We start from the raw sequence: 25604 nt of genomic DNA on the forward strand, positions 1-25604 counted from the left end.
TTTGCTTTGCGTGCAGGACGCCTGAATCGCTCCCCTTTTTGCCTGATGCTTTGCCTGCTGGCCGGGTTGCTGCTGGCTGGCTGTTCCGGTAGTAAATCGGGTTCAGACGGCAGTTACAGCGGTGCGACCTACACCGTCAAGCGCGGCGATACGCTGTACCGTATTTCGCGCCTTACCGGCACCAGCGTGAAGGATCTGGCGCGGCTTAATGGCATTTCACCGCCTTATACCATCGAAGTGGGGCAGCGGCTGAAGGTCAATGGCTCGTCGGGCTCCTCGAAGAAAACGAGCAGTAAATCCACCAGGACCGCCAAAGTCACGCCGTCATCTGCCGTGCCGACTTCGTCATGGCCACCGGTCGGCCAGCGCTGCTGGCGCTGGCCCACGAGCGGGAAAGTGGTGCTGCCTTACTCGACGAGCGATGGCGGTAACAAAGGCATCGATATCGCAGGCCAGCGTGGCCAGCCAGTGTATGCAGCGGGAGCAGGGAAGGTCGTCTACGTCGGCAACCAGCTGCGCGGCTACGGCAATCTGGTGATGATCAAGCACAGCGAAGATTACATCACTGCGTATGCGCATAACGACAAGCTGATGGTCAACAATGGTCAGAGCGTGAAGATTGGTCAGCAGATCGCGACCATGGGCAGCAGCGATGCTGACGGTGTGCGGCTGCACTTCCAGATCCGCTATCGCGCGACGGCCATCGATCCGCTGCGTTATCTGCCGCCGCAGGGCAGTAAGCCTAAGTGCTAAAAGATTATTTTCTCGCCAGTTAGCGTGGGAGTGTCTTGTCAGGCAGGACGTAACGTTTATAATGTCCCACGCACCTCTCCGCGGGCGTAGTTCAATGGTAGAACGAGAGCTTCCCAAGCTCTATACGAGGGTTCGATTCCCTTCGCCCGCTCCATGACCATTCTTAAAGTCTACTAACTTACTGAATCACAAGGGATATGGCTTAAAGCCTACTTACAGAGTTACTTACTGTAACCCACTGTGTAACCCTTTCAGGGCATACAGATATATGATTCAGCTATCAAACTGAATCGCCACGGGTTTAACAGACACCTCAGAGTCATTTAAAATGGCTTAATGAGACGTGCACATGAGCAGTATGCGTTACCCTGAAGAGTTTAAAATTGAAGCAGTTAAACAGGTTGTTGATCGTGGCCATTCTGTTTCCAGTGTTGCAACACGTCTCGATATCACTACCCACAGTCTTTATACCTGGATAAAGAAGTACGGGCCGGACTCTTCTACCAACAAAGAGCCGTCTGATGCTCAGGCCGACATCCGCCGACTCCAGTAGGAGCTGAAGCGAGTTGCTGACTAACGGGACATAGTAATAAAGCCGCGGCGTACTTTGCAAAACTGTCCAACTGAGGTACGCCTTTATCCGTGACAACTCCTGTTGTTGGCCTGTTCGTCTGCTCTGTCGGGTGCTGAATATTCATCACGCTGACGCTGGTTCTGCTCAAGCAACTGTTGATGCTGCTGTTGAATAGTATCGCGATCTGCGGGAGAAAGCGGAGCCGCTCTGGCGCGTACGCACGCTACCGCCAGAATGGCGATGCAGAAGAGGGCCCTGACGAAAGAATATCCGCGTACTGGCTTCCAGCCTATTTCCATGTCGTCGTGGTCAACATGTCGATATCCAGGGGTTAACGTCGCTCCGGTGAAACGGTGGTGGGCGTCTGGCGGCCTGCAGGCAGGTAGATATTGCGCGCCAGTTTCAGGAGGAAAAAGACATCACTCAGGCTGCTTACGCCGGGCACCAGATGGCGAAAGGCTATTCGCGAACGAAAGTGTGTCCGGACCACCGGACGGTTACTGACCTTGCGCCGGTACAGCCCAAGAAAATGGCGGCTTTCCACCAGCGCATGCCTGACCAGTGCGCGACTGACAGCGCGGTTCTGCGGCTGCGCGCTGAGCGCCAGAATATCGACAATCACGTCGGTATAACTGGCCGCGCGGATATCGTAATAATCCGGGCGGTGCGTAATGGACGCCGGGTTATTCACCCAGAAGTAATCCTGTCTGTCGGCGAAATAAAACCGGCCATCTGCGGCGGCAAGCTGTATCGTCCAGAGAATATCTTTGTGGCTTTTTCCTTCCTGAAAGTGCAGGTTGTTGTCGCGGATATACGCTGAGCGCACTATTTGCAGCCACAGATAATGTGGCCACTCCCTCTGACTGACGCAATGGCGTATCCACTGTTGACCGGTGAGCGTCTGGCCATAAGGTTGTCTGTGGTGAACCGGATGGCGCTGATGTCCGTCGCAGTCGGTATGGCGGGCATTAAAAATGGCAACATCCGCCTGGGCTTCACGGGCTGTGCGTAGCCGTTCCTGCAGAAAATCGGCCGCAATCTGGTCATCCGCATCCAGGAATATCACCCATTCACCACGGTGGAGTGCCAGTGCGGCATTGCGGGCGGCATACACGCCCAGATTCTCCTGTCGGATGATGATAAGCCGGCCATCGCTGATGGTTCGCAGGACGTCCTCCGTTCCGTCAGTGGAGCCGTCATCCACGACGATAACTTCAATGCTGAGGGTATGCTCCCGCAGGAGATCATTCACCAGAGGAAGAATAGTGTCCTGCGCATTGAAGGCAGGAATGATGACGCTAATGTCTTTTTGTTGATAGTGGTTCATATCGACTTGTGGGTAGTGGCTGGGGGTTGGGAAACCAGCGGGCTTTATAATCTGCCGTCGGACGCCCAAAACTAAACCTCATCTTTTTCCCTGTCGTCTGGCAATAACTCAGCGCTGCCTGAATATTCACCCATGCAGCCAGCGTGTCTACAGATAAAGATGACAATGAAAGATCCATTCCGGCGTTAATATAATCCAGATAGACGCATTGATGGTCTTCTGATTTGGTAAGCCATTGCATAGCGCAAGGGGTGCCGTTGAAGGTCAGTATTTTCCCGAACATAATACCAGGTACTTCATTCAGTAATTCAGCTGACGCCTCGGTGGTAATTTGCTTCCCTCGTCGCAAAAAATATAAGCGGGCATAAATACTGATAAGTTCATCCTGAGAATATTCGCTAACACAGCGAACTTCCCCTCCCTTATTCAGAAATTGTTTTAACTCACGATTACGGGACTGGCGCGTTTTCTGACTGACCGTTCTGACAATGCTGATCTCTCTCCCTGCATTGAGTCTGTGGCTGCAGTTCAGGAAGGCGGTGTGGTTGAGCGGAGAAAGAAATTTTGTTCTGAACGGTAATAACGTTCTGACCTCTCCAGAGACAGGCAATACCAGCTCATCAAAGTTCAGAGGATAACGGGATAACTGATGCGCCTTCACGACCTTCTGATCACCGGCGATATATTTCCCCTTCCAGGTACACACCCCGCCCGTTAATATTTTCTGTCTGTTACGACGAATAAAGAATTTTTCGTTAAGGTTATGTCGGGTATGGAAGAAATGAAGAATACGGGGATCGGCGAGTGTGCTCCCGCCAAAAAGACGATAAGCCTGGATATAATCTTCAAAAGACGCTTCCTGCCAGCCTAAACGACGGGATAAAAAATGCATACCGACTCCTTTTTCTGCCGTTATTTTATTTTTTTAGGTTGGGTCTCAGGGACGTCTTGTTTTTCTCTTATTTCCTGATTCACCACCGGCAGGCAGTCATCGCAGTAGTCCTTGTCCAGACCAAAAAGGCGACTGAAAATCCCTCTTTTCCTGTTGCACCGTTCACATCGTTTCATGACGCCATCAACCATCCGTTCTGAATAAAATAGAGCTAATACAACGTATTGTTTTTTTGATGCTTACGGTTATCGTCCTGCGTATGACAATCTATAATTGATTTTACAGGTAAATATATGCAAATTGATTCATATTTTCGATGAATGACGACAATAAGCCCTACCAGGCGCACAATCCTGTATCAGAGACTCGTCCCGGTACGGTTGTCAGGGAACATCAAACGCTTATCCACTGATGTCCGCACAGCCCAGAATGTTGATGATGTCGCAATGGATTATGCGTGAATTCGTCAGTTTCTTCGGGGCGTTTGTTCTCCACAGTTTTCTTACCGGATTCTTAGTAAGCAGCATAATGAGTCCGGCGATTAAAGGATTAGTCAGGCTACTACATTATTGTTCTGCTATTTCACTTCAGCTGGAATGCACATATTTTGTCTTCATCAATATGTTTAGCGACGTTTATGTTTTAACTATTCCATATGTGCAGCTAATTAATCATTTAAAATACAAAATATAAGAAAACCTTAATTTGAGTTTTTTTGTATTTGTATCTGGTTTTTCTTTATGTTTATTGTTATAAAAATGATGCCTTTGATTTCAAGGTGGCCAGGATTGTATTGAGGGTTTCATAATGCAGAATATTAACATGTGACCATGTTGAGACTTTATATCAATAATGAACAAATGACACCATGTTACGGAGATTTTCTGAAAGAAATTCTATAATCTGCATAGGTGAGAATGGCCGTAATAAAATTGTATTATTCAGGGAAGTACATTTTTTTAACTGAATGCAGTCGGGCGCTAAAACTGAAGTAATATAACAAGCCGACGATTTTGTTCTCTTATCAATTCAAACTTGAATATTCTTGCTAAAGATGCAAAAGAGAGGATCTTTGTTATGAGTAAGGACAGCAGTGTAGCACCGAAAGAGCGTATTAATATCAAGTATGTACCTAATACAGGGGATCAGATCGCTGAAATAGAGCTTCCGTTAAACTTGTTTGTTGTTGGGGATATGAAAGGCGTCCGTGAGGACTCTTCCCTTGAAGAGCGGCAACCGGTGTCCATCAATAAGAATAATTTCAATTCTGTGATGAGTGAGGCCGGTTTGAGTCTCTCTTTTGTTGTTCCCAATCGACTGGATGAGAAAGAGAGTAATGAAGGCGAAAATGATTTGCCTGTTCGTCTCGATATCCATTCTCTTTCCGATTTCTCCCCTGATAATGTGGCCCGCAACGTTCCTGAACTGAATAAGTTACTCGAGTTGCGTGAGGCGCTGGTCGCCCTTAAAGGGCCACTGGGCAATATTCCTGCATTCCGATCTAAATTACAGGCGCTGTTGAAGGATGAAAAAGCGCGTGAACAGCTTCTCGAAGAGTTAAATATTCTGGATAAGAAGTGATACCTGTTTGTACTTAGAGGGATTTTTTTATGTCATTACGTGAAGAGCAGACAGCTACGCCTGAACAACCAGCACGAGCATTTTCTCTGCTGGACGAAATTATGTCTCAGGCGCACATGCAGCCGGATAACGATGGATATGATATTGCTCGTCAGGGTGTCGCTGCGTTTATCTCGAAAATTCTTGATTCAGGAACCAGTGAAGAACCCATCAATAAGATGTTGGTTGACCGCATGATCCTGGAGTTGGATAAAAAACTCAGTGCTCAGATGGATGAGATCATGCATGCGGACGAATTCCGCGCACTTGAATCCTCCTGGCGTTCGCTTAAGTTATTGGTTGATCGCACAGATTTTCGTGAAAACATTAAAATAAATGTGCTTCATGCGACGAAGGAAGAACTGCTTGATGACTTTGAGTTTGCGCCTGAAATAGTACAGTCAGGATTTTATAAACATATTTACTCTTCCGGCTATGGCCAGTTTGGTGGCGAGCCGATCGGGGCTGTAATTGGTAACTATGCGTTTAAAAACACCGCCCCGGATATGAAATTATTACAATATGTGGGCGCTGTCGGTGCGATGGCGCATGCGCCGTTCCTGTCATCCGTGGCACCGGAATTTTTCGGTATCAGCAGCTTTACCGAATTGCCGGCAATCAAAGAACTCAAATCGGTATTTGAAGGGCCTTCGCATACCAAATGGCGTTCGCTGCGAGAGTCGGAAGATTCACGTTACATCGGCTTAACAGCGCCACGTTTTTTACTTCGTCTGCCTTATTCAAAAACGGAAAACCCTATTCGCTCTTTCGGCTATGAAGAGAGCGTGCATAAAGGACATGAAAAATTCCTGTGGGGGAATACCGCTTTCCTGTTAGCGAGTTGCCTGACGGACAGTTTTGCTAAGTATCGCTGGTGTCCAAATATTATCGGCCCGCAAAGTGGCGGTGCAGTTTATGACCTTCCAGTGCATCTGTATGAAGCCATGGGGCACATTCAGGCGAAAATCCCAACTGAGGTGCTCATCACTGACCGTCGCGAATTTGAACTGGCGGAAGAGGGGTTCATTACGCTGACGATGCGCAAAGGGAGCGATAACGCCGCCTTCTTTTCAGCAAACTCGATCCAAAAGCCAAAGGTTTTCCCTAACACTCGCGAAGGGAAAATGGCCGAAACGAATTACAAACTGGGTACTCAGTTACCTTATATGTTCATTATCAATCGCCTGGCTCACTACATCAAAGTCTTGCAGCGTGAACAGATCGGCTCCTGGAAAGAGCGCCAGGATTTGGAGCGCGAACTGAATATCTGGCTCAAGCAATATATCGCCGATCAGGAAAACCCACCGACAGAAGTTCGCAGCCGTCGTCCTCTGCGTGCCGCACAAATTAAGGTGCTGGATGTTGAAGGCGATCCAGGCTGGTATCAGGTCACTATGTCTGTACGTCCGCACTTTAAATATATGGGCGCGAGTTTCGAACTCTCACTGGTAGGGCGACTGGACAAGGAGTAAATAACCATGGCCGGGTTATTGAGTTGGAGACGTGATCGTTCAGGCAGTTTATTTGAACGGATCCAGAAACAGGAGACCGGTATTATTCGGATCTCCTCTTCCGGTAGTCTACTGGCTTCAATAAAAAAAAACCTGAACCAGGTGTTAAATTCACATCAGGGCGGAAGTCAGAGTGCACCCATGTTAGGTGTGCTTGATCTCAACGATGCCACGTTGTCATCGTCTGACTTCCGCCAGTCCATTGAGCGCATCGTTCGGGCCTGCATTATTGACTACGAGCCCCGTATTAATTGGGTGGAAGTCAGTGCCGGGCAGGTCGATGAACAGGATCCTTTAGCACTGAATTTTCATATCCTCGCGCATGTGGGTTTCGATGATGTAAACAGCATGATTGAATTTAATATCCATCTGGATAAGCAACAGCGCTACCATCTGAGCTGAATGATATGGCATTCGAGAAATACTTTAGGGACGAACTGGATTATTTGCACCAGATTGGACGCATTGTTGCGCGTGAAAAACCGCATCTGGCTGAGTTTTTATCTGAGAAAGGGGTTGATCCAGACGTTGAGCGTTTGCTGGAGGGGTTTGCGTTCTTATCCGGAAATTTACGTGAAAAAATCGACGATGAGTTTCCTGAACTGACGCACAGCTTGCTGAACATGTTGTGGCCGAATTATCTGCGCCCGACGCCCAGCATGACCATCATCGAATATACGCCTGAGAAAAATATAATCACTGAGGCGACAAAGGTGACGCGCGGGACCGAGTTATTAAGTCGTCCCATCCAGATTATTGCAGAGTCGGATGATGGACTGGATCCGCGTCAGGATCCGCATAATCTGACCCACTGTGTTTTTACGCAATGCCGTGATCTGTGGTTACTTCCGGTAGAGCTTGATGATATTCGGGTGAGTAACAGTAACGAAATGGCGGTTATTAATATCGATTTTTCCGCCAGTGGAGAAATCAGCATTAATGATCTGGAACTGGGTAAACTCCGGTTCTGGTTGGGTGAAGCAGGGTACAGCAGCTATCAACTCTATTTCTGGCTGAGTTATTACTTTGAAAAAGCAGAGCTAATCGTCGGCGATGAAAGCTATGTATTCCCCGATTTTGATTTTGTGCCGTTAGGGTTTGGCCGTGATGAATCCATGTTGCCATGGCCTAAAAATTCAGTAACGGGTTATCGCATTTTACAGGAGTACTTTTGTTTTCCTGAAGGATACCTATTTTTTGATGTTAAAGGGGTACCGAAATTACCCACGGAACTTCATGCCAGCCAGTTTTCATTGCGACTGAGTTTTTCCCGCCCATTACCCCCGGAGGTGAAAATCAGGCGAGATTCGCTGCGCCTGCACTGTACGCCAGCCGTTAATCTGTTTAGCCATTACAGCGAATCCATATTGCTGGATGGTACGCAAACGGAATATCCCTTACGCGTTAGCTATAGTGAACCCGATTTCTACGATATTTTTTCAGTAGATAAAGTGGAGAGCTGGCTTAAAAATGATGCCCAGGATCACGGGCGGTCTCGTGGGTTATTGCGGACCTACACGCCATTTGAAAGCTTTCAACATCAGATTGAATATACCCGCGGAAGAGAAAAAATCTATTACCGGGTGCGTATCAAACCTTCCGTACTGCGTCCGGGGCTCGAGCATACTATTTCCTTCGTCCGTGGTGATGAGCTGAAATGTGCGCTTAATGATGAAACGATCTCAATACAACTGACCTGCACCAATCGGAAATTACCGACATTATTGCGTATTGGTGATATCGACACCGTTGCCCGTGACACGCCTTCATTTGCGTCGTTTCGCAATATTACCCGACCGACAACGCCGCTCTATCCCGTGCTTGACGGAAGCCTGACCTGGTCGCTGATTTCCAATATGTCGCTGAATTATCTTTCTCTGCTTAATAAAGATGCCTTGCGTCAGATTTTACTTACCTATGATTTGCCAGGCCAGCATGATCGGCAGGCTGCGCGTGGGTCGCAAAAAAAGATGGATGGCATTGTCAATATAGAGACTCAGCCAGTTGATCGTCTGTTCCGTGGTGTTCCTGTCCGGGGACTTGAATCCACCTTGTGGCTGGAACAAAGCGCTTTTTCTTGTGAAGGGGAACTGTATTTATTCGGCACTATTCTGGCCCGCTTTTTCTCACTGTATGCCAGCGTGAACTCGTTCCACATTTTGAAGGTAATCAATACTAACAATAAGGAGTGCTACGAATGGCCGGAGCAGAAGGGACAGCACTCGCTGATTTAAGGTATCAGCATGTGTCCGACAAGGCAGGGCATTTCAACTTTTACCAACTGGTGGAATTACTGACAAAGGGAACGGCGGAGCCGGTATCTTCCTTCGCATTAAATCCGGAAGACGAAACTATTCGTTTCCGCTCAACGGCCAGTATTTCATTTCCTTCACGTGATGTGATCGCATTAGAACGCCCGGAGAATAAGCAGTGGTTGCTGACGGCGTCATTTCTTGGGCTGCATGGCAGCCAGTCACCGCTGCCGGGATATTACCTGGATAACCTTGCCTGGGAAGAGGCGCAGCAAAATTTTCATCTGACGGATTTCCTCGATGTTTTTAATCATCGTTTTTTGATGCTGTTGCACCGCATCTGGCGCAAATATCGCTATTACATCTGTTTCGAAAATGAAGGAAAGGATGCGTTCTCACAACGTATGTTTGCGCTGGTGGGTCTGGGCTCCGCGGATGTTCGTCAGCAATTAAATATTAATCACAGCAAAATGCTGGCCTATGCGGGTTTGCTTGCCAGTCCGGGGCGTTCTCCCGATGTTATTTGCGGGCTTATTGCGCACTGTTTTGAACTGGATGACGTCACGTTGCAGCAGTGGCAAAAACGTAACGTGACCATTATTCCCGAACAACAAAACCGGTTGGGTGGCATTCATCATTACAGCGGTAAACGGACGGTTTGCAAATCAGTTTTAGGTGAAAACTTTTCCATTGGCGCCAGGGTGCCGGACCGTGGTGGGAAGTTTTTATTGCGGCTGAACGGCCTGTCCCGTCAGCGTTTTCTGGAATTTCTGCCGGAAGGCGCCAGTTATTTGCCGCTGGTGACATTTGTGTCATTTATTCTCCGCGATCAATTCGCCTGGGATTTATGTCTTGGCATTGCGCCAAATCAGGTTGGGGGCATGACGTTAGGGGTTGAACAAAATGCGTTGTTGGGCTGGTCCTGCTTTTTAGGCCAGCCGGATGAGAGACCTGAGGTCACACTCTGTGTCAGGGAGTGAAATAGAGGAACTGAAAGATGAACAACCATGAACATTATCTCCCGTCACTCCAGTTGAGAGTGAATAACAGCCATCAACTTGAGAGTGGTTGTAATGCCAGCCATGATTTTGGCCCTGCCGGAGGCAGCGTTGGCAGTAATGAACAAAATGTCTGGCGCATTCAGGATACGCTGCGAAAAATCGCCGGTACCCATTTTGTGATCCTCTGGCAGGATGACGCGTTTTGTCTGCGTACCCAGGGCGCGCCGGTTTCGGTTAATCAGACACCGCTGAATCCGAATATCGGTATTGTGCGTCTGTTGCAGGGCGATGAAATCACCCTTGGCGAACTGACGCTTAAAACGCTCATTAGCGTCAATGGCGGCGAAATACAGGATCCCCTGCAGGTAACGCCGGAATCTCTGGTGACGCATTACAGTAATCCGCTTGAATCCTTACTCGAACAAGATCCTAAACACGATCAGGTGAAAATAACGGCGCCGTCGCTTGAGCAGACGGTAGCGAATTCATGGTCGCAGGATCCGCTTCGGGTATTACAAAACAAAACCCTTACGGAACCGGGGATAGATCCTGTGACAACAGAAAATTCGGCTGAAAGTATTTTACAGCGTTCGCCTGATGGAAAATCCGGTGAGACGTTTTCCCTTACGGACGATCCCGCGAATCGGGTGGTCGATCAGGAGTTTCTGGAACTCCCGCAGATCACCAGTTACCTGAATAAACAGAAAGCGACGGTGAAACAGGAAGACATGTCCGATCGTTTTGTCGCGATGACGCCATTAATGCGTGGGCTTAATGCGCCGCTCTCGATGTATGACAGCCAGCAGGCAAATGATTTTCTTGAAGAAGCGGGCCGGACATTGCAGATGACAATCCGCGGTTTACTCGCCCTGCAAAGCCATCAGGATACCTTGTCAGATAAACATCTGCGACCGCTCGAAGATAACCCGCTGCGTCTGAATATGGATTATGACACCACGCTGAATGTGTTATTTGCCGAAGGGAAAAGCCCGGTTCATCTGTCTGCTCCGGAAGCGGTAGCGGAAAGCCTCGATAATATGCGTCTTCATTATCAGGCGAATCAACAGGCTATTTCTGAGGCGCTGTCCGTCATGCTGGAAGCTTTTGCGCCAGGGCGCCTGATGTCCCGTTTTGCGCAATATCGCCGGGTCGCCGAACGCAGTGAGATGGATCCGGCGTGGGCATGGACGATGTATTGCAATTACTACGAAGAACTGGCATCAAGCCGCCAGCAGGGGTTCGGTAAGTTATTTAATGAAGTCTATGAACAGGCCTATGACAGAGCATTAAGGAAGGGGCTGCAGGAGAGCAAAGTATGAGCTCTGTCCGCAAAGTCTGTAGGTGGTTTTCGGTTTTGCTGATAACGCTGTTACTGAGCAGTTGTACTGTCAGCAAGAAAGTCGGCCAGGTGCTGATGGATCCTGATATTCAGGTGGGTTCTCTTGCGGAACAACCCTCGACCGTCAGAATTACTTTGCTGGCTGAGCCAGATATTAATAAGAATGAAAGTGATGAAGCGACGCCGGTTAATTTACAGGTCATTTACCTGAGTGAAGACTCAAAATTACTGGCAACAGACTTTGATCAGCTGAATGAAGAAGAGAGCGATCTCGAATACATTCTCGGAAAAAATTATATCGATCACCAGGACTATACCCTGTTGCCGGGGCAGTTCAAACCGCTGGAGCTGATAAAGCTTGAGGAAGATAACCAGTATATTGGCGTGGTGGTTTATTACGCAGATGAAAATAGTAGTCAGTGGAAGAAAGTCATAAAAATAAAAGGCGTTGGGCACGCTTACCATCTGCTTATTCATGTCCGTGACAATGACGTCGAATTACAAAAAGAGGAGGACTGATATGCCAACCAGGAATCGGGTTATCTGGCGTGAAGGGTTATTCGTTAAACCCCAACACTTCCAGCAGCAACAACGTCATAATGACTATCTGAATGATGTGCGTATGACGCTGCTCCAGCGCTACGGTTATGGTTTTTACTCTCTGGTTTTAAATCAGGAAGTCCTTAAGCTTGGTCGTATCGGCATGACCTCCGCACAGGGCATCATGCCCGATGGCACCCTGTTTGATATTCCTTATCAGGATTTACTCTCTGCGCCTCTCGATATTGGCCCGATGCATGAGCCGGGCAGCCGGGATATTTACCTGGCGTTGCCCTTAGTCAACGAGGCAATAAACGAAATTGGTACTGCGGAATCGTCGGTCCGAAATGTCCGTTACCGGGAAGTGATGGCGGATGTCCGCGATCTCCACTCAGAAGAGGGCGATGTCAGTACCCTGATGCTGGCGCAACTGGCGCCGCGGCTGATGCAAGGGCATGAGGATCTGAGCGCGTGGACCGTATTGCCGGTATGCCGCATTAAAGAGAAGCGCCCTGATGGCGCGCTGGTGCTGGATGAGGAATTTATTCCTTCCTGCCTCACGATCAATGTGTCGGCCCCATTGCGTAGGTTTATGGATGAAGTGCAGGGCACCCTGGTGGAGCGCGCCAGAATGCTGGCCGAACGTATTGGCTCGCCAGGCCAGCAGGGGATTGCGGATGTGGCGGAATTTATGATGCTGCAACTGTTTAACCGCCTGCAGCCGGTCTTTACGCACCTTTCTTATCAGCGATTACTGCACCCGGAAACCTTTTATACTCAGCTGGTTCAGGGCTGCGGTGAGTTAATGACCTTTACCGATGAGTCGCGTCTGCCCGGAACATTTCCGGTATATAACCACGATAATCTGACCGAGACGTTTCTGCCGCTGATCCTCATGATGCGGCAGGCTTTGAGTACGGTACTCACCCCGCGCGCGATATCCATCCAGTTGCGCATGCAGGCGCACGGTATTCGTGTCGCCACCATTAATGAACGTGAGTTGCTCAGCAGCGCTGAATTCATTCTGGCCATTCGCGCGCAACTGCCGCAGGAGCAATTACGGCGGGAGGTTTTNCCGCATTCGTGATCTGGTGAGCGTGCAACTGCCTGGCGTGCCGCTGGTTGCGTTGTCCGCCGCGCCCCGTCAGTTACCTTATCACTCGGGATACACCTATTTCATGCTGGATAAACAGAGTCCGGCCTGGAAAGACGTACTGCAGAGCAACGCGATTGCATTCCACGTCTCCGGCGAGTTTCCGGAGCTGGATATGCAGTTCTGGGCAATAAGGGGGAACTGATGGTCGATGACGCGATACCGATGAAAGAGAGGTTGCTCAGCACCACCCATGACGTGGCGGATAACCATCGTCATTATCAGATGTTGCTGCGGGGAGAAGGTCTCAACCCGATGATTGATGCCGCAACACCTTTGCTGGGCATGGTGTTGCGCCTGCAGGCGATGGGAAATCAGCCTCTGCCGGAGCGGTTATATCAGCAGGTCGTCGCGGATGTGCGTGCGACGGAGCAATCACTTCAGAATCTGGGCTATGAGCCGGGCGCGATTATTTCATTCCGCTATGTGCTCTGCACCTTTATTGACGAAGCAGCGTTAGGGCATGGCTGGAATAACGAAAACGGCTGGCTGAAACAATCCTTACTGGTTCATTTTCATAATGAAACCTGGGGCGGAGAAAAAGTTTACGTTCTGCTGGAGCGTCTGATCAGCGAACCCCAGCGTTACCGGGATCTCCTTGAGTTCATTTATATCTGTTTCTGCCTGGGATTCCGTGGCCGGTATAAAGTCACCGTCCAGCATGCAGACGCGTTCGACCGTATATTTCGTCGGCTCTATAACATTATTCGCACGATGCGGCCTGAAACGGATGTCACCGTGTTGTATCAGGACGGTGAGCGTTCGCCTGGCCGTTACAAACTGATTAAGCGACTGACGGTGAAACACTTATTGATCGGTGGGATTGCACTGATGGTGGTCTTTTATCTGTTTTATCTGCTGAGACTGAATGTGCAGACCGAGGATATTTTGCATCAACTTAATAGTTTACTCAGTGGAGGCAAACGATGATCCAGATTGATTTGCCCGCGTTAGTCAACCGTCTTCATCCTGTCGCGCGCCATGGGCTTGAAAGCGCCGCAGCAAAGTCGGTGAGTGCGCAGGTGGCAGAAATAACGGTGACGCAGGTGCTGCTGGAAATGGTGAAAACCCCACTCAGTGACATCCGTCTTATTCTGAACCGTGCTGAAGTGGATTATGACGCGTTGTGCGAGTTGCTCGACAACGTACCTTCAGGCGGGCGCGATACCGCCGCGCAGTACCCGTCATTTTCACCGTTACTGGTTGAATGGCTTAAAGAGAGCTGGTTACTGGCTTCAGCCGAGTTCAGCCATCCGCAACTGCGCAGCGGCGCCATGCTGATTGCCTTACTGCACACGCCGCACCGCTATCTGCCCGCCGAAGTGGTTCAGTTGCTGCTAAAGGTCAATGTCGCCCTGCTGCGTGATGAATTTGCCGCCTGGACAGCGGAATCGGCAGAAAGTGATGCGATCGACAGCGTGGACAAAAAATCCGCTGGTCAGTCTGGCAGTGAGAGTCTGCTGGCTCGCTTTACAACGGATATGACGAAAGCGGCGCGTGAAGGGAAACTCGATCCGGTACTGTGTCGGGATGCGGAAATTGATTTGATGATCGACATCTTGTGCCGTCGGCGGAAAAACAATCCGGTGGTGGTGGGGGAAGCCGGGGTTGGAAAGAGTGCGCTGATAGAAGGGCTGGCGCTGCGGATCATTGCCGATCAGGTGCCTGACAAGCTGCGTAATACGCGCCTGATGTCATTAGATTTAGGCGCGTTGCAGGCTGGTGCCGCGGTGAAAGGGGAATTTGAAAAACGCTTTAAAGGGCTCATGGCGGAAGCTGTCCAGTCAACGGAGCCGGTCATTTTATTCATTGATGAAGCACATACGGTGATCGGCGCAGGCAATCAACAGGGTGGGCTGGATATCTCGAATCTGCTGAAACCGGCCCTGGCGAGAGGTGAACTCAAGACCATTGCCGCCACGACCTGGAGTGAATACAAAAAGTATTTCGAAAAAGATGCGGCGCTGTCCCGACGGTTTCAGGTCGTAAAAGTCATGGAGCCGACGGCGGCGGAAGCCACTATTATTCTGCGCGGCCTGAGCGGCGCCTATGAGAAAGATCATGGTGTATTGATTGATGACGAGGCCCTGCAGGCGGCCGCAACGTTAAGCGCGCGTTATCTTTCTGGCCGCCAGTTACCCGACAAAGCGATTGATGTTCTCGATACCGCGTGCGCACGGGTTTCTATCAATCTGACGTCGCCGCCCAGGCAGATGTCGGAATTAATGACTGAACAGCAGCAGCTTGAGCAGGAAATCGCCCAACTGGAACGCGAGCATCGCATCGGCTTACCTGGCGATGTTGATTATCTCGCGTCACTCCATCAGCGTTTATCTGAGCTTAGCGAGGTACTAACCAAACTGGATGCTGACTGGCACGAACAGCAATCCCTGGTTCAACAGTTGATTGCGCTGCGCACAGCCTTGCTGGACCCTTCACAAGAGGCGGAGGAAGAACAAACCATCAGCGAACTGGTGGAACTTACGCAGGCGCTCGATGTATTACAAAAAGATAAAGCGCTGGTCTCTCCACACGTCGGGAAAAAACAGATTGCGGAAGTCATTGCGGAGTGGACTGGTGTCCCGCTCAATCGCCTGTCGCAAAGCGAAATGATGGCAATCACGGAGCTGCCTGTATGGCTTGGTGAAGTCATCCGCGGGCAGACGATGGCGATCGCACAGTTACATAAACACCTGCTGACAGCGCGCGCGGATTTGCGCCGTCCGGGCCGACCGTTAGGCGCGTTTTTACTCGTCGGTCCCAGCGGAGTCGGCAAAACCGAAAGCGCCCTGCAGATTGCGGACACGCTGTTCGGCGGCCGTCAGTACCTGACCACCATCAACATGTCTGAGTTTCAGGAAAAACATACGGTCTCGCGCCTTATCGGTTCTCCGCCTGGCTATGTGGGCTATGGCGAAGGCGGTGTGTTGACGGAGGCGATCAGACAAAAACCGTATTCTGTGGTGCTGCTTGATGAAGTTGAGAAAGCCCATCCGGATGTACTGAATCTTTTTTATCAGGCGTTTGATAAAGGAGAACTGGCCGACGGGGAAGGACGAATCATTGACTGTAAGAACGTCGTGTTCTTTCTGACCTCCAATCTCGGGTATCAGGTGATTGTCGAGCATGTCAGCGATCCTGCGGCTTTGCAGGACGCGTTGTACCCCGTTCTGGCTGATTTTTTCAAACCGGCATTGCTGGCACGCATGGAAGTGATTCCTTTCCTGCCACTGGATAACGACACGTTAGCCGACATTATCGCCAGTAAGCTCACCCGACTTGAAAACCTTCTCCGGCAGCGTTTCGCTGCGTCTGTAACGATAGATGACGCCGTCTCTGTGGAGATTATGCGCAGAGTGACCCGCTCGGAAAACGGCGCGCGAATGCTGGAATCGGTTATTGACGGCGCACTCTTACCGCCACTTTCGTTGCTTTTATTACAGCATATGGCAGCAGGGAACGCGGTCAGTCAGATTCATCTCTTTACCGATGACAATGAGTTCAAAGCCAGGGTGGAAACGAAGGTATGAGAAAGCGACTGAGAAGTGTGCTTTCTCTGCTGGAAAGTCACACTCAGGAAGAACTGATCTTCAACTTTCTGGAGATTAACCAGCGTCGTCCTCGCTTTGAGGCGCTGATGGCCGGGGTGATCAATACCACCGAAAAGCGAATGGAATGCTATGCCGTTTCGGGGACCCGTAATGTGAGTCTTCAGCGCTTTGAAGTCAGCCTGCTTGACGTCAATCACCCCTTGATCCACGTGCTGCGTAGTGGTGTGAACGCTATCTGGCAAACGCTGCACAGAGGGGTGCGGATAGAAGAAAGTCGTTTCAGGCAGTTTGTCTGCGAACTGCCCAATGAATGTGGGCTTTTCGCGACCCCCGTTTTTGACCACCGGGGCGCGGCCAGCGGCGTCATTGCTGCTTTCAGCTGCCAGCCAGAGCAGTTGAATAAACCGAACAGCGTGTTCAGCCTGAGTTGTGAACTGTTCCGGTATCAGTTGAAGAAGGCGATGGAGCTTGAGCAATTGCATCGCCAGCTTCGTCAAATCCAGACCGTGTTTCATACCCAGCAGCAACGACAAAAGCAGCTTGATGAACTCATTGCCGAACTGAGTTCGACCGGGGACAGAAACCCGCCTGGCATTGCCAAAGATTACAGCGGCATTAACGATCTGCTGGTGGCGATAGAAGAGTTTGAATGCAACGTACTGACTCAGCGGCTGCGTCAGTTCAACGCAAATAAAAAACGTGTTGCGGAAAGTCTGAATTTGTCACCCCGGACACTGGCTTACAAACTGACGAAATACGGATGTGATGTATGAACATTGCGTTCTTGCTGCTCATAACCGGATTGAGCGCTGTGACCAATCCGTCTCCGTTCTCTTCTCTGAAAGTGCCGCTGTCTGCCGCCACGGAAAGGCCCCACGATGCCGCAGTCTTATCTAAAGCCATGCTGTGCCGTAATGAGTCGTCGCCGTTGCTGCGTCTTGATTGTTATGACAGCGCGTTATCCGATGACGAGTCGCAAACACCTGACCAGCCCGCTCCGAAAGGTGGCGTCGCCTGGTTGCGGGCCATGGCGCAGGAAAAAACCAGAGACGACCACACCACGGCGTTCATCGTCACAAACAGTGGCGGCGAAAACCCGCAGGTGATGCTGACGACTCCGGCGATTGGCGAAACGCCGCCGCGACCAGTGCTGATGTTCAGCTGTATTGACAATATCACTCGCCTGCAAATTGCGCTGTCCTCACCCCTGAAGAGTGGGGAGGGCAATGTCTCACTGAAGACGGATCGTAACCAGTACGATGTGAACTGGTTTATCCGGGAAAATGGCTACCTGCTGGATGCCAGCAGAGGACTTGCCGGTATTGAGGAAATCAAACAACTGTTTGGTTCCGAAACGGTCACCGTGAGCCTCACCGGGCGCAGTTCTCCTCACCTGATTTTTAATATTCAGGGTTTAGCGCAGGAGATTGAACCCCTGCGTAAAGCCTGTCACTGGTAAGGGACGCGTGATGGCTGAACAACATGACTGGCTTTAAAAAATGGCAGNGGAAAATCAGCGCCCGCCTGAGCGATGACAATCCGCACTGGGCGTTTATTGATGGCGAAATGGTCAAACTCGGAGCGCTGACCCACAGCACTCTGGATATGGCTGACATACAGCAGCGGATCCTGTTGTTACTGAGCACGCAAAGCAAAGATTTTCGTCTCATCGTACATTTGTTGAGGACGCTCCAGCATGGAGGTCAACCCGCAGACGTCACGCTGGCAATGCAACTGCTTGGTAAGTGGGTCGAATTGTACTGGTCGCAAGCATGGCCGGATAACGCCCTGATGAAACGCCGCTTGTCGCAACAGGTGATCCGGCGGTTTTCTTCCACCGTAAATAGTTTTGTTGCTCAGGCGACACCGGTGCAGCGGCAGGCGGTACAGGAGGCGCTATCCTGGCTTGAACAGTTCTGGCAGGAGCCGGAGCGCGAACTTGCCGACGAGCTCAAAAAGCTGAAAGTGTCGTTTGCCCGTCAGCCAGACCGTCCGGTACTGGAAGAAAAAGCACAGAACGTGCCTTCTGCGGGCGCACTACCTGAAACATCCCCGAATGTGGCACCGACAGCGCCGGTGATGGATGTGGTGAGTTCCGATGAAAAAAACTGGCGGCAAACGCAGCTACAAATGGCAGGCATTCTCTACGAACGTCAGCCGGAAAATCCTTTGTGGTGCCGTTTACGCCGTAACGCGATCTGGCAGGGCATTACTGCCGCACCGCAGTCCGCCGAAGACGGGAGAACGCCACTCGCGGCGTTTTCTGCCGATCGGATGTCGGAGTATCAGGGCAGGCTGGCGAACCCGNGGTTGAAGAGAGCCTCACCTTAGCGCCTTATTGGTTTGATGGTCACCATCTCTCTGCCCAAATCGCGCAGAAACTGGGATATGAGCGTGTCGCTACTGCCATTCATGAAGAGCTGTCGGTTTTTTTACAACGCATTCCTCAGCTCAGGACCCAACGTTTTATCAATCGAGCGCCTTTTTTATCCGTTGATACGCTGAACTGGCTGGAGAACGGCGGGGCGGGTCAGTCAAAAACGGCCTCACGGGGGCAGGCAACGGCTCAGGCTAACATCGATTCAGCGGCTATCTGGCAAATTCGCGAAACACAGGGGCTGGAAGCCGCACTGTGCCAACTGGACGCGCTTGCCCAACAGCGTAATCCACGTGAGCAGTTCTACTGTCAGCTGCTGGGCGTTGATTTACTTGATAAATCGGGGCTGAAAATACTGGCACAACAACATTATCAGCATCTCCGGCAAATCGCTCAGGTGATCACGCTGCCGGACTGGGAGCCTGAGCTGATGAAGCAATTAGAAGAAAATATTGTCATGACGAAGGACAACCACCGGATGGAACAGGAGTGTTAATCAATGAAAATACCAGGGTTTTTTAGCTCTCTGAGGCCTGCTCTTCCAGGGTTTAAGGCGTCTGCTACGCTCTTGCTCGCCATTTTCTGGTGCTTCGCCATTTTCTGGGTCTGGTGGTGGGGACCCGAATGGGTTATCGGCTCGAAGAAGCCTCTCCAGACACCCTTGAGCCGTTGGCTGACAACGGCGGTTCTGGTGCTTATTGCTCTGACATGGTTGACGGTGCGCGTGATGCGGCGGTTGCAGCAGCTCGAGCAATTGCAAAAATTATCCCGGGAAGAAGTTAACGATCCCGTCAGTGCCGATATTAACTATCAGCGCAGATATCTGGCGCGCTGGTTGCTGCAACTGGAACGTCACCTCAGCGCCCGGAATTACCTGTATAAACTGCCCTGGTATCTGGTTGTGGGGGCCTCCGACAGCGGTAAGAGCACGCTGATGCGTGAAGGGCAGAAACTGGCCCCGCTGTATGTCCCGGAAAAAACAAAAGGCGAACAAAACACCGACTTGCATGTTCATTGCCTGGTGGGTGAACAGGCGGTGTTGATCGATGTCGACGGCGTACTTATTGAACAGCCGGTGGTTCAGGATGCGGAAAAACCGGAACTTTTTGGACGACTCTGGCGCGATCTGCTGGAGTGGATGACAACGTCCAGAGCACGTCAGCCGCTGAATGGCGTTGTGCTGGTCGTGGATATCGACGACTTTATGACCTCAGGGAAAACACGCCGCGATGCCTGGCTTGCAACAATGCGACAGCGTTTGCAGGATCTGCGCGTTCATTTGCATAGCCAGTTGCCGGTCTATGTCGTGCTGACGCATATGGATCTTTTTCATGGTTTTGACGCGATGTTCCAGTCGCTGGACAAAACAAAACGCGAGTCCGCCCTCGGCATCACCTTTTCAGGCCATAACGACAACTGGAAACAGGAGCTTGATACCTTCTGGCATAACTGGCTCAACATGATGAATGACGCCATGCCGGGGATGATGATCGCCAATGTGGATAGCGCACAACGTAGCTCGTTATTTACGTTCATTCGTCAGATGTCTGGTCTGCATGAATATGTGGTGCAGTTGCTGGACGGCCTGCTTTTTAATGATGAAAACCCGCCATTACTCCGTGGCGTCTATCTGACTTCAGCAAAACAGCGGGGGCAAATTGACGATCTTTTTGTGCAGAGTGCTTCCGGGCAATATCACCTTGGTGTTCAGGCGTTTCCGGCATGGCCAGTCAAAGAGAGCGTGCCGTATTTTACGCAGGCGCTGTTCGATCGCGTTTTATTTTCAGAGCCTAACCTGGCAAGCGAAAACAGTATCTGGCTGCGTAAATCACGTCGCAACGTAACGCTTTATTCGGTGGTCAGCGGTGTGATCCTGCTGTGTCTCTTGTTGGGCTGGCATCATTACTATCGCATGAATTACCGTTCTGGCGTTGAGGTTCTGACACAGACAAAATCATTCCTCGATATTCCGCCTCCGGTCGAAAAAGATAATTACGGCAATTTGCAATTACCGCTGCTCAACCCTATTCGTGAGGCTACGCTGGCTTATGGTGATTATCATGAGCGTAATACGTTACTGGCGGATATGGGGTTGTATCAGGGAGATAAAATCGGTCCGTATGTAGAAGACACCTATCTGCAACTGTTGCAGCAGCGTTACCTGCCGGCATTAATGAATGGTTTGCTTAAACAACTGAATGAAGCGCCTGCAGGCAGTAATGAAAAGCTTAACATCCTGCGCGTGATGCGGATGCTGGATGATAAGAGCGGGCGTAATAAGGAACTGATCAAGCAGTTTATGGCAGAGCGCTGGAGCCAGCGTTTCAGTGGGCAAAATCTTCTTCAGCAACAGCTCATGGCCCATCTGGATTATGCGCTGGAGCATACCGACTGGAACGCCCTGCGACAGACCGGAAACGAGGGCGCCATCAGCAGCTTTGCGCCGTTTGCCCAGCCAGTCAGAGATGCGCAGCTTGAACTGAGTAAATTGTCTATCTATCAGCGGGTGTACCAGAGTTTGCGTAGTAAGGCGCAGCAGGTTTTGCCGTCCGATCTCAATCTTCGCGACCAGGTGGGGGCGAATTTCGATGCCGCCTTTACCGCCAATGATGATAAGCGGCTGCGGATCCCGCAGTTTCTGACACGTTATGGACTGGATAACTATTTTGTTAAGCAACGTGATGGACTGGTGGAACTGACGGCCATGGACAGTTGGGTGCTGAACCTGACCCAAAACGTGCAATACAGTGAGGCGGACCGCAAAGAGATACAGCGGCAAATTACCGAACAGTATCTCAGTGATTACACCTCCACCTGGCGCGGTGCCATGGGCAACCTTGAGATCTCTCAGTTTGATGAAATATCCCAGGTGATTAGTGCGCTTGAGCAAATCATCAGCGGCGATCAGATCTTCCGCCGGGTGTTGCAGACGTTAAAAGATAATACTGAGCCGCCGATGATGCCGGATGGTTTACCTGAAAAATCACGACAGGCTTTTCTCAGCGCGCAAAATTATCAGTTGCTGACCCGTATTAACCGTGAATTTGCCCCAGAAAATAGTCTGCTGTCCGATCAAAAAGAGGATGGCGGGATGCTGCAGGGCGTTAATCAAAAATTAACGGATTTGCACCGTTATCTGTTAGCCATTCAGAACTCACCGACACCCGGAAAATCGGCGCTCAAAGCGGTGCAGATGCGTCTGAATGAAAACAGTAACGATCCTATTTTTGCCCTGCAACAGACGTCGAAGAGCTTACCGGACCCGCTTAACCGGTGGGTGGGGGAACTGGCTGAGCAGGCCTGGCGTGTGGTGATGATTGAAGCCATTCAGTACCTGGAAGTGGAATGGGGAAATACCGTCGTCAGGCCATGGCAGACTCATCTCGCAGGACGTTATCCGTTTACACCTGGTGCGAAAGAGGATGCTTCGCTGAGTGAATTTGAGCGCTTCTTCAAACCTGACGGGGTGATCGATGCGTTTTATCAGCAGAATCTGAAGCCATTTATGGAAAATGAACTGACATGGGGCAGTGACGGACAGACGTTAATCCGTAGCGATATTCGTCAGCAAATGGAGAACGCACAGAAAATCCGTGACACCTTCTTCACGCCGCAGAATGGTCTTGGCACTCAGTATGCGATTGAAACGGTGGAGCTGTCGTCCGATAAACGGCGCAGTGTGCTGAATATGGATGGGCAGTTGCTTGAGTTTACGCACGGTCGTACCCGGACGGTGCCGCTGGTCTGGCCGAACTCAATGCGTTCCGGCGTGGAGAGCAAACTGACACTGGTGCCAGATAAGAGCAATTATGCCCCGCGAAGCATTGGTTTTAGTGGGCCATGGGCACAGTTACGGCTGATCAACTCGGGGCAGTTGACGTCGGTGACAGACGGTTCATTCAACGTGCGTTTTAACGTTGATGGCGGTTATATGATCTACCGGGTTCATGTGGACGCTTCCGATAACCCGTTCGCTGGCGGCTTGTTCAGCCAGTTTACCGTGCCGGAAACCTTGTACTGATCAGGGAAGAGTGGGAGTGAATTGCCGTGAATGAACAGACTCAGGATATCGTCATACGCACCGGAGGCGATCCCCGCCATCTGGAGGAATTTCAGGCGATACGCGAGGAGATCAATAAGATCAATCACCCTGCACAGCAGGAGGTGAACTGGAAACGGATCGAATCTCTGGCGCTGGCGGGGGTCCGCCCCCACNGAGATGGCGCGTATCGAATTACTTGACTGGTTTAACGCCAAAGCAAGTACCATGCTGCGCACGCTCTCGTTTGAGAAGAAAGACCTGGAAGTGCTCTCCCGAACGGAAAATGCGTTAAAAACGCTCAGCGATAAATTACAGCAGCTTCCGCTACGCCGTGTTCCACGGGTGGAGAATTTGCAGTTTTTTATTCGCAATACCTGCCAGCGACTTGAACAAAAATCAGTGCAGGAAAATGTGTCGCAATCTGCTGCATCGGAAAAAATGATATGGGTACCAGGTGGGGAGGATGCAGACAATCAGTGCCAGCCTCTGGATCCCGGGCTGACGAAGAGGGTGACGTGTGCGCTTGTGGGTCGCGATGAGACCGCATCATCGCCGTCAGTGACATCTTCCCCAACGGTGAAAAAAACGCGCTGGATAGCGACTGGCTTTTTCGGGGGCCTGTTCTGCAGTTTATTGATCACGCTAACGGCTTATTATTGTTATGTCGTACCGATGCAAAAACAGCTGGATGAGATTTCCAGCCTGCCTTCAGGATCTGCGCTTATCTGGTTAAGTCAGCCTGATATCAGGACGTATGCCCGGCAGATCGAACGCCTGGCAAAACCCTCTCCCTTCCTGCCCTATACATTAGCTGAACGCTCCGTGATGGTCGCCAGCCAAACGTGGCCCGCAGATCCCTTGCAGCATTCCGTGACCCGCCAATGGGAAGCGCAAATACAGGCCGGAAATGATACCGATCTGACCGGGCAGAGTTATTTCATCGTGCAGCAGCAGTTGCAGAAGTTGAGTGATGAGTTAATCCGTCAGGAACGGTCACGCGGTGGGTTGACCATCTCTTATCTGAAGACGGCGGTGTATCAGATGCAGTCGTCACTCAATGCGGATGTTCCTTTAGAGGAATTACTGCGACGACTGGAAGATGCCCGTCAGACAGGGCATCCTTCGCCGGTGAGCTTAATGAAACAGATTGACGATCGCTGGGATAGTCTCAGCCGGCATTACTATTTGTTGGTACAGAAGTATAAAGAACAGCGTCAGGGTGAGCGTCATTGACGTTCGGATGACGGAGCCAGCCCGGGCGCGAAAGACTCGCCCGGACCACGCTGTGCAGGCGCTATAACACCCGTTCATCCCAGATGCTATAAGCGCTGGTGCCCGCCATCACATGTTCCCAGGTGACGGATGCATATTTGAAGGAAATGCTTTCATAAGGCTGGGCATCATTGTGCGAAACGGAGTTCGGGCAGTGCAGACGAATATCGCAGAGGGTCGCCTCCGTTAGCGTAATCCGAAAATAGAGCTCGTTACCCCCGGTCTGGGCGGTACGGTATAAGTTAAACGTACAGTCCATTTTTTCGTTGTCGTTGATCGCCTGCGCCAGCAGGGGGGTGGATTTATCCACGGGTTTGTGAACTTCGAGGGGATGAAGCGACACGTTTTCGTTGCGGGTCATATGGTTAATCAGCGCCAGCACAAAAATTTCGTCTTCATGCCCGGACTGGTATTTATTGCCAATCGATTTAATATCGGAACAGCCCGCAGAGATTAGCCCTTGTTTCTGACCTTTGATGGTCATGTAGATAATGTTTGCCATAGACACTCCCGGATAAACAGGGGGAGCCCTGGTGCTCCCCCGGTATGGTTAGGCAACAGGCACTCAGGCCTCAATCGGGGCGCGCCAGTCATCTGCACCGGAAGTGCCGGCCGTGGTGTGCTCCCAGTTGATTTTGCGGTAGGCCAGCGACACTCGCAGCATCTGGGTAAATTCGGATTTGGTCGTGTCCTGACAATGTGGCATCTTGCAGTCGATGTCCACGATAGTGGCATCTTCCAGTTTGGTGGTGAAGAAGTGCTCCTGTTTCCCTTCTACAGAGGTGCGGTACCAGCGCAACTCTACAGACGGCAGCATTTCACCGGAAGCCAGTGCGTTGTACAGCAGCGGAACGGCTTTATTCAGTGCCACCGTAAAGATGAACGGCTTATGTACACGCTGGCCGGAAGGCTGACCGGACTGAGGATCTGTCGGAACGGTGACAATGTGGTCGAATTCCTGCACCAGCATTTCATCTTCATGACCCTGGACATAAATATTACCGACGGACTCTGCCGTAAAGGCGCCCGCGGTGATATTACCCTGAGTTTTCCCGTTGATCGCGATATAACATGGAGTTGGCATGGCATGATTCCTTATTTCAGCGTAAAGAGTGATGAAAAGTCTTATTAATCGGGAGCCGTCTGCCAAAGAAGGTTTATATCCGGAGTCGTTGCAGCGGGTCCTGTACGGGCTAACTATAAGGCTCTGACGGTAAATATCCAGACCCGGATATCTGCGGGTGGATAAAATTGCTGACAAAGCTGGCGGATAAAATTATAATTTTTGCCACAATGGTTTTATTTATTATGAATGATATTTATCTCGGGATAATATGTTGTATTTAGCCTGTGATTTTTTCGTATCTATATGATTAACAATGCTTTTTTCTATTCCTCGT

The 25604-nt window shown here is 50.6% G+C and carries 19 protein-coding genes, 1 tRNA gene and 3 pseudogenes; 19 read left to right on the plus strand and 4 right to left on the minus strand.

What is annotated here, in order from left to right:
* The first annotated feature begins 6 nt into the window (after positions 1–6).
* The 3 genes and pseudogenes from actS to GM30_RS24730 all read left to right on the plus strand — a co-directional run.
* On the plus strand, positions 7–753 hold the full coding sequence (gene actS, locus GM30_RS16285) for an amidase activator ActS (protein WP_049849479.1): 747 nt from the start codon (positions 7–9) through the stop codon (positions 751–753).
* A gap of 80 nt (positions 754–833) precedes the next feature.
* Positions 834–907, plus strand: a tRNA-Gly gene (locus GM30_RS16290).
* Between the two features lie 195 nt (positions 908–1102).
* A pseudogene (locus GM30_RS24730) lies at positions 1103–1451 on the plus strand (transposase); the annotation flags it as partial.
* Between the two features lie 207 nt (positions 1452–1658).
* Here GM30_RS24730 and GM30_RS16295 read toward each other — a convergent pair.
* Together GM30_RS16295 and GM30_RS16300 are read right to left on the minus strand one after the other, a co-directional pair.
* Complete coding sequence (locus tag GM30_RS16295; protein WP_049849480.1) at positions 1659–2654, minus strand: glycosyltransferase; 996 nt, start codon at positions 2652–2654, stop codon at positions 1659–1661.
* Positions 2626–3546 (minus strand): GNAT family protein, encoded by a 921-nt coding sequence (locus GM30_RS16300; RefSeq protein ID WP_049849481.1) that lies wholly within the window; start codon positions 3544–3546, stop codon positions 2626–2628. The genes GM30_RS16295 and GM30_RS16300 overlap by 29 nt, the downstream gene beginning before the upstream one ends.
* Before the next feature lie 1077 nt (positions 3547–4623).
* On the opposite strand from GM30_RS16300, the gene tssB reads away from it, so the two are divergent.
* The 16 genes and pseudogenes from tssB to GM30_RS16385 all read left to right on the plus strand — a co-directional run bounded on the left by tssB (position 4624) and on the right by GM30_RS16385 (position 24165).
* A complete protein-coding gene (gene tssB / locus GM30_RS16310) occupies positions 4624–5127 on the plus strand; it encodes a type VI secretion system contractile sheath small subunit (RefSeq protein WP_049849483.1) in 504 nt (167 codons plus the stop codon).
* Between the two features lie 29 nt (positions 5128–5156).
* Entirely contained in the window at positions 5157–6638 is a 1482-nt protein-coding gene (gene tssC, locus GM30_RS16315; protein ID WP_049849484.1) for a type VI secretion system contractile sheath large subunit, read from the plus strand.
* 6 nt (positions 6639–6644) lie between these two features.
* Complete coding sequence (tssE, locus tag GM30_RS16320; protein WP_049849485.1) at positions 6645–7079, plus strand: type VI secretion system baseplate subunit TssE; 435 nt, start codon at positions 6645–6647, stop codon at positions 7077–7079.
* A gap of 5 nt (positions 7080–7084) precedes the next feature.
* Positions 7085–8911: a type VI secretion system baseplate subunit TssF gene (gene tssF / locus GM30_RS16325; protein WP_049849486.1), complete on the plus strand. Its 1827-nt coding sequence runs from the start codon at positions 7085–7087 to the stop codon at positions 8909–8911.
* Positions 8875–9909: a type VI secretion system baseplate subunit TssG gene (gene tssG / locus GM30_RS16330; RefSeq protein ID WP_049849487.1), complete on the plus strand. Its 1035-nt coding sequence runs from the start codon at positions 8875–8877 to the stop codon at positions 9907–9909. Before tssF ends, tssG begins: the two co-directional genes overlap by 37 nt.
* 17 nt (positions 9910–9926) lie before the next feature.
* Positions 9927–11249: a type VI secretion system-associated FHA domain protein TagH gene (gene tagH / locus GM30_RS16335; protein WP_049849488.1), complete on the plus strand. Its 1323-nt coding sequence runs from the start codon at positions 9927–9929 to the stop codon at positions 11247–11249.
* On the plus strand, positions 11246–11788 hold the full coding sequence (gene tssJ, locus GM30_RS16340; protein WP_049849489.1) for a type VI secretion system lipoprotein TssJ: 543 nt from the start codon (positions 11246–11248) through the stop codon (positions 11786–11788). The genes tagH and tssJ overlap by 4 nt, the downstream gene beginning before the upstream one ends.
* A 1-nt stretch (position 11789) precedes the next feature.
* Positions 11790–13107: pseudogene (gene tssK, locus GM30_RS16345) on the plus strand (type VI secretion system baseplate subunit TssK).
* A 20-nt stretch (positions 13108–13127) separates the two neighbouring features.
* The gene (gene icmH, locus GM30_RS16350; protein ID WP_049849536.1) at positions 13128–13892 is read left to right on the plus strand and encodes a type IVB secretion system protein IcmH/DotU; all 765 of its coding nucleotides are present in this window, start codon (positions 13128–13130) and stop codon (positions 13890–13892) included.
* Positions 13889–16492 (plus strand): type VI secretion system ATPase TssH, encoded by a 2604-nt coding sequence (gene tssH / locus GM30_RS16355; protein WP_049849490.1) that lies wholly within the window; start codon positions 13889–13891, stop codon positions 16490–16492. Before icmH ends, tssH begins: the two co-directional genes overlap by 4 nt.
* Positions 16489–17286, plus strand: a complete 798-nt coding sequence (locus GM30_RS16360) for a helix-turn-helix domain-containing protein (RefSeq protein ID WP_072092090.1) — start codon at positions 16489–16491, stop codon at positions 17284–17286. The genes tssH and GM30_RS16360 overlap by 4 nt, the downstream gene beginning before the upstream one ends.
* A complete protein-coding gene (vasI, locus tag GM30_RS16365) occupies positions 17283–17972 on the plus strand; it encodes a type VI secretion system-associated protein VasI (RefSeq protein WP_049849492.1) in 690 nt (229 codons plus the stop codon). Before GM30_RS16360 ends, vasI begins: the two co-directional genes overlap by 4 nt.
* Positions 17973–17995: 23 nt before the next feature.
* A pseudogene (locus tag GM30_RS25650) lies at positions 17996–18805 on the plus strand (type VI secretion system ImpA family N-terminal domain-containing protein); the annotation flags it as partial.
* Entirely contained in the window at positions 18712–19386 is a 675-nt protein-coding gene (locus GM30_RS28035) for a type VI secretion system domain-containing protein (RefSeq protein ID WP_080993454.1), read from the plus strand. The pseudogene GM30_RS25650 and the gene GM30_RS28035, both read left to right, overlap by 94 nt.
* Positions 19387–19389: 3 nt before the next feature.
* A complete protein-coding gene (tssM, locus tag GM30_RS16375) occupies positions 19390–22911 on the plus strand; it encodes a type VI secretion system membrane subunit TssM (RefSeq protein ID WP_049849494.1) in 3522 nt (1173 codons plus the stop codon).
* Positions 22912–23109: 198 nt separating this feature from the next.
* Positions 23110–24165, plus strand: coding sequence for a VasL domain-containing protein (locus GM30_RS16385; RefSeq protein WP_049849496.1), 1056 nt, complete (start codon positions 23110–23112; stop codon positions 24163–24165).
* Between the two features lie 61 nt (positions 24166–24226).
* On the opposite strand, the gene GM30_RS16390 is transcribed toward GM30_RS16385, so the two are convergent.
* Together GM30_RS16390 and GM30_RS16395 are read right to left on the minus strand one after the other, a co-directional pair.
* Positions 24227–24706, minus strand: a complete 480-nt coding sequence (locus tag GM30_RS16390; RefSeq protein WP_049849497.1) for an Hcp family type VI secretion system effector — start codon at positions 24704–24706, stop codon at positions 24227–24229.
* A gap of 63 nt (positions 24707–24769) precedes the next feature.
* On the minus strand, positions 24770–25288 hold the full coding sequence (locus GM30_RS16395; protein WP_049849498.1) for an Hcp family type VI secretion system effector: 519 nt from the start codon (positions 25286–25288) through the stop codon (positions 24770–24772).
* Positions 25289–25604: the final 316 nt, after the last annotated feature.

The organism is Trabulsiella odontotermitis (assembly GCF_001188485.1).
GTDB classification, from domain to species: Bacteria; Pseudomonadota; Gammaproteobacteria; order Enterobacterales; family Enterobacteriaceae; genus Trabulsiella; species Trabulsiella odontotermitis_A.

What these genes read in the sequence shown, in the direction of transcription:
- vasI (WP_049849492.1), top strand. Translation starts at nt 17,283, where the DNA reads ATGAACATTGCGTTCTTGCTGCTCATAACCGGATTGAGCGCTGTGACC.
- tssM (WP_049849494.1), top strand. Translation starts at nt 19,390, where the DNA reads ATGAAAATACCAGGGTTTTTTAGCTCTCTGAGGCCTGCTCTTCCAGGG.
- GM30_RS16390 (WP_049849497.1), bottom strand. Translation starts at nt 24,706, where the DNA reads ATGGCAAACATTATCTACATGACCATCAAAGGTCAGAAACAAGGGCTA.
- tssE (WP_049849485.1), top strand. Translation starts at nt 6,645, where the DNA reads ATGGCCGGGTTATTGAGTTGGAGACGTGATCGTTCAGGCAGTTTATTT.
- tssJ (WP_049849489.1), top strand. Translation starts at nt 11,246, where the DNA reads ATGAGCTCTGTCCGCAAAGTCTGTAGGTGGTTTTCGGTTTTGCTGATA.
- tssC (WP_049849484.1), top strand. Translation starts at nt 5,157, where the DNA reads ATGTCATTACGTGAAGAGCAGACAGCTACGCCTGAACAACCAGCACGA.
- GM30_RS16395 (WP_049849498.1), bottom strand. Translation starts at nt 25,288, where the DNA reads ATGCCAACTCCATGTTATATCGCGATCAACGGGAAAACTCAGGGTAAT.
- GM30_RS16360 (WP_072092090.1), top strand. Translation starts at nt 16,489, where the DNA reads ATGAGAAAGCGACTGAGAAGTGTGCTTTCTCTGCTGGAAAGTCACACT.
- icmH (WP_049849536.1), top strand. Translation starts at nt 13,128, where the DNA reads ATGAAAGAGAGGTTGCTCAGCACCACCCATGACGTGGCGGATAACCAT.
- tssF (WP_049849486.1), top strand. Translation starts at nt 7,085, where the DNA reads ATGGCATTCGAGAAATACTTTAGGGACGAACTGGATTATTTGCACCAG.
- tssG (WP_049849487.1), top strand. Translation starts at nt 8,875, where the DNA reads ATGGCCGGAGCAGAAGGGACAGCACTCGCTGATTTAAGGTATCAGCAT.
- tagH (WP_049849488.1), top strand. Translation starts at nt 9,927, where the DNA reads ATGAACAACCATGAACATTATCTCCCGTCACTCCAGTTGAGAGTGAAT.
- GM30_RS16295 (WP_049849480.1), bottom strand. Translation starts at nt 2,654, where the DNA reads ATGAACCACTATCAACAAAAAGACATTAGCGTCATCATTCCTGCCTTC.
- GM30_RS16300 (WP_049849481.1), bottom strand. Translation starts at nt 3,546, where the DNA reads ATGCATTTTTTATCCCGTCGTTTAGGCTGGCAGGAAGCGTCTTTTGAA.
- GM30_RS16385 (WP_049849496.1), top strand. Translation starts at nt 23,110, where the DNA reads ATGGCGCGTATCGAATTACTTGACTGGTTTAACGCCAAAGCAAGTACC.
- tssH (WP_049849490.1), top strand. Translation starts at nt 13,889, where the DNA reads ATGATCCAGATTGATTTGCCCGCGTTAGTCAACCGTCTTCATCCTGTC.
- tssB (WP_049849483.1), top strand. Translation starts at nt 4,624, where the DNA reads ATGAGTAAGGACAGCAGTGTAGCACCGAAAGAGCGTATTAATATCAAG.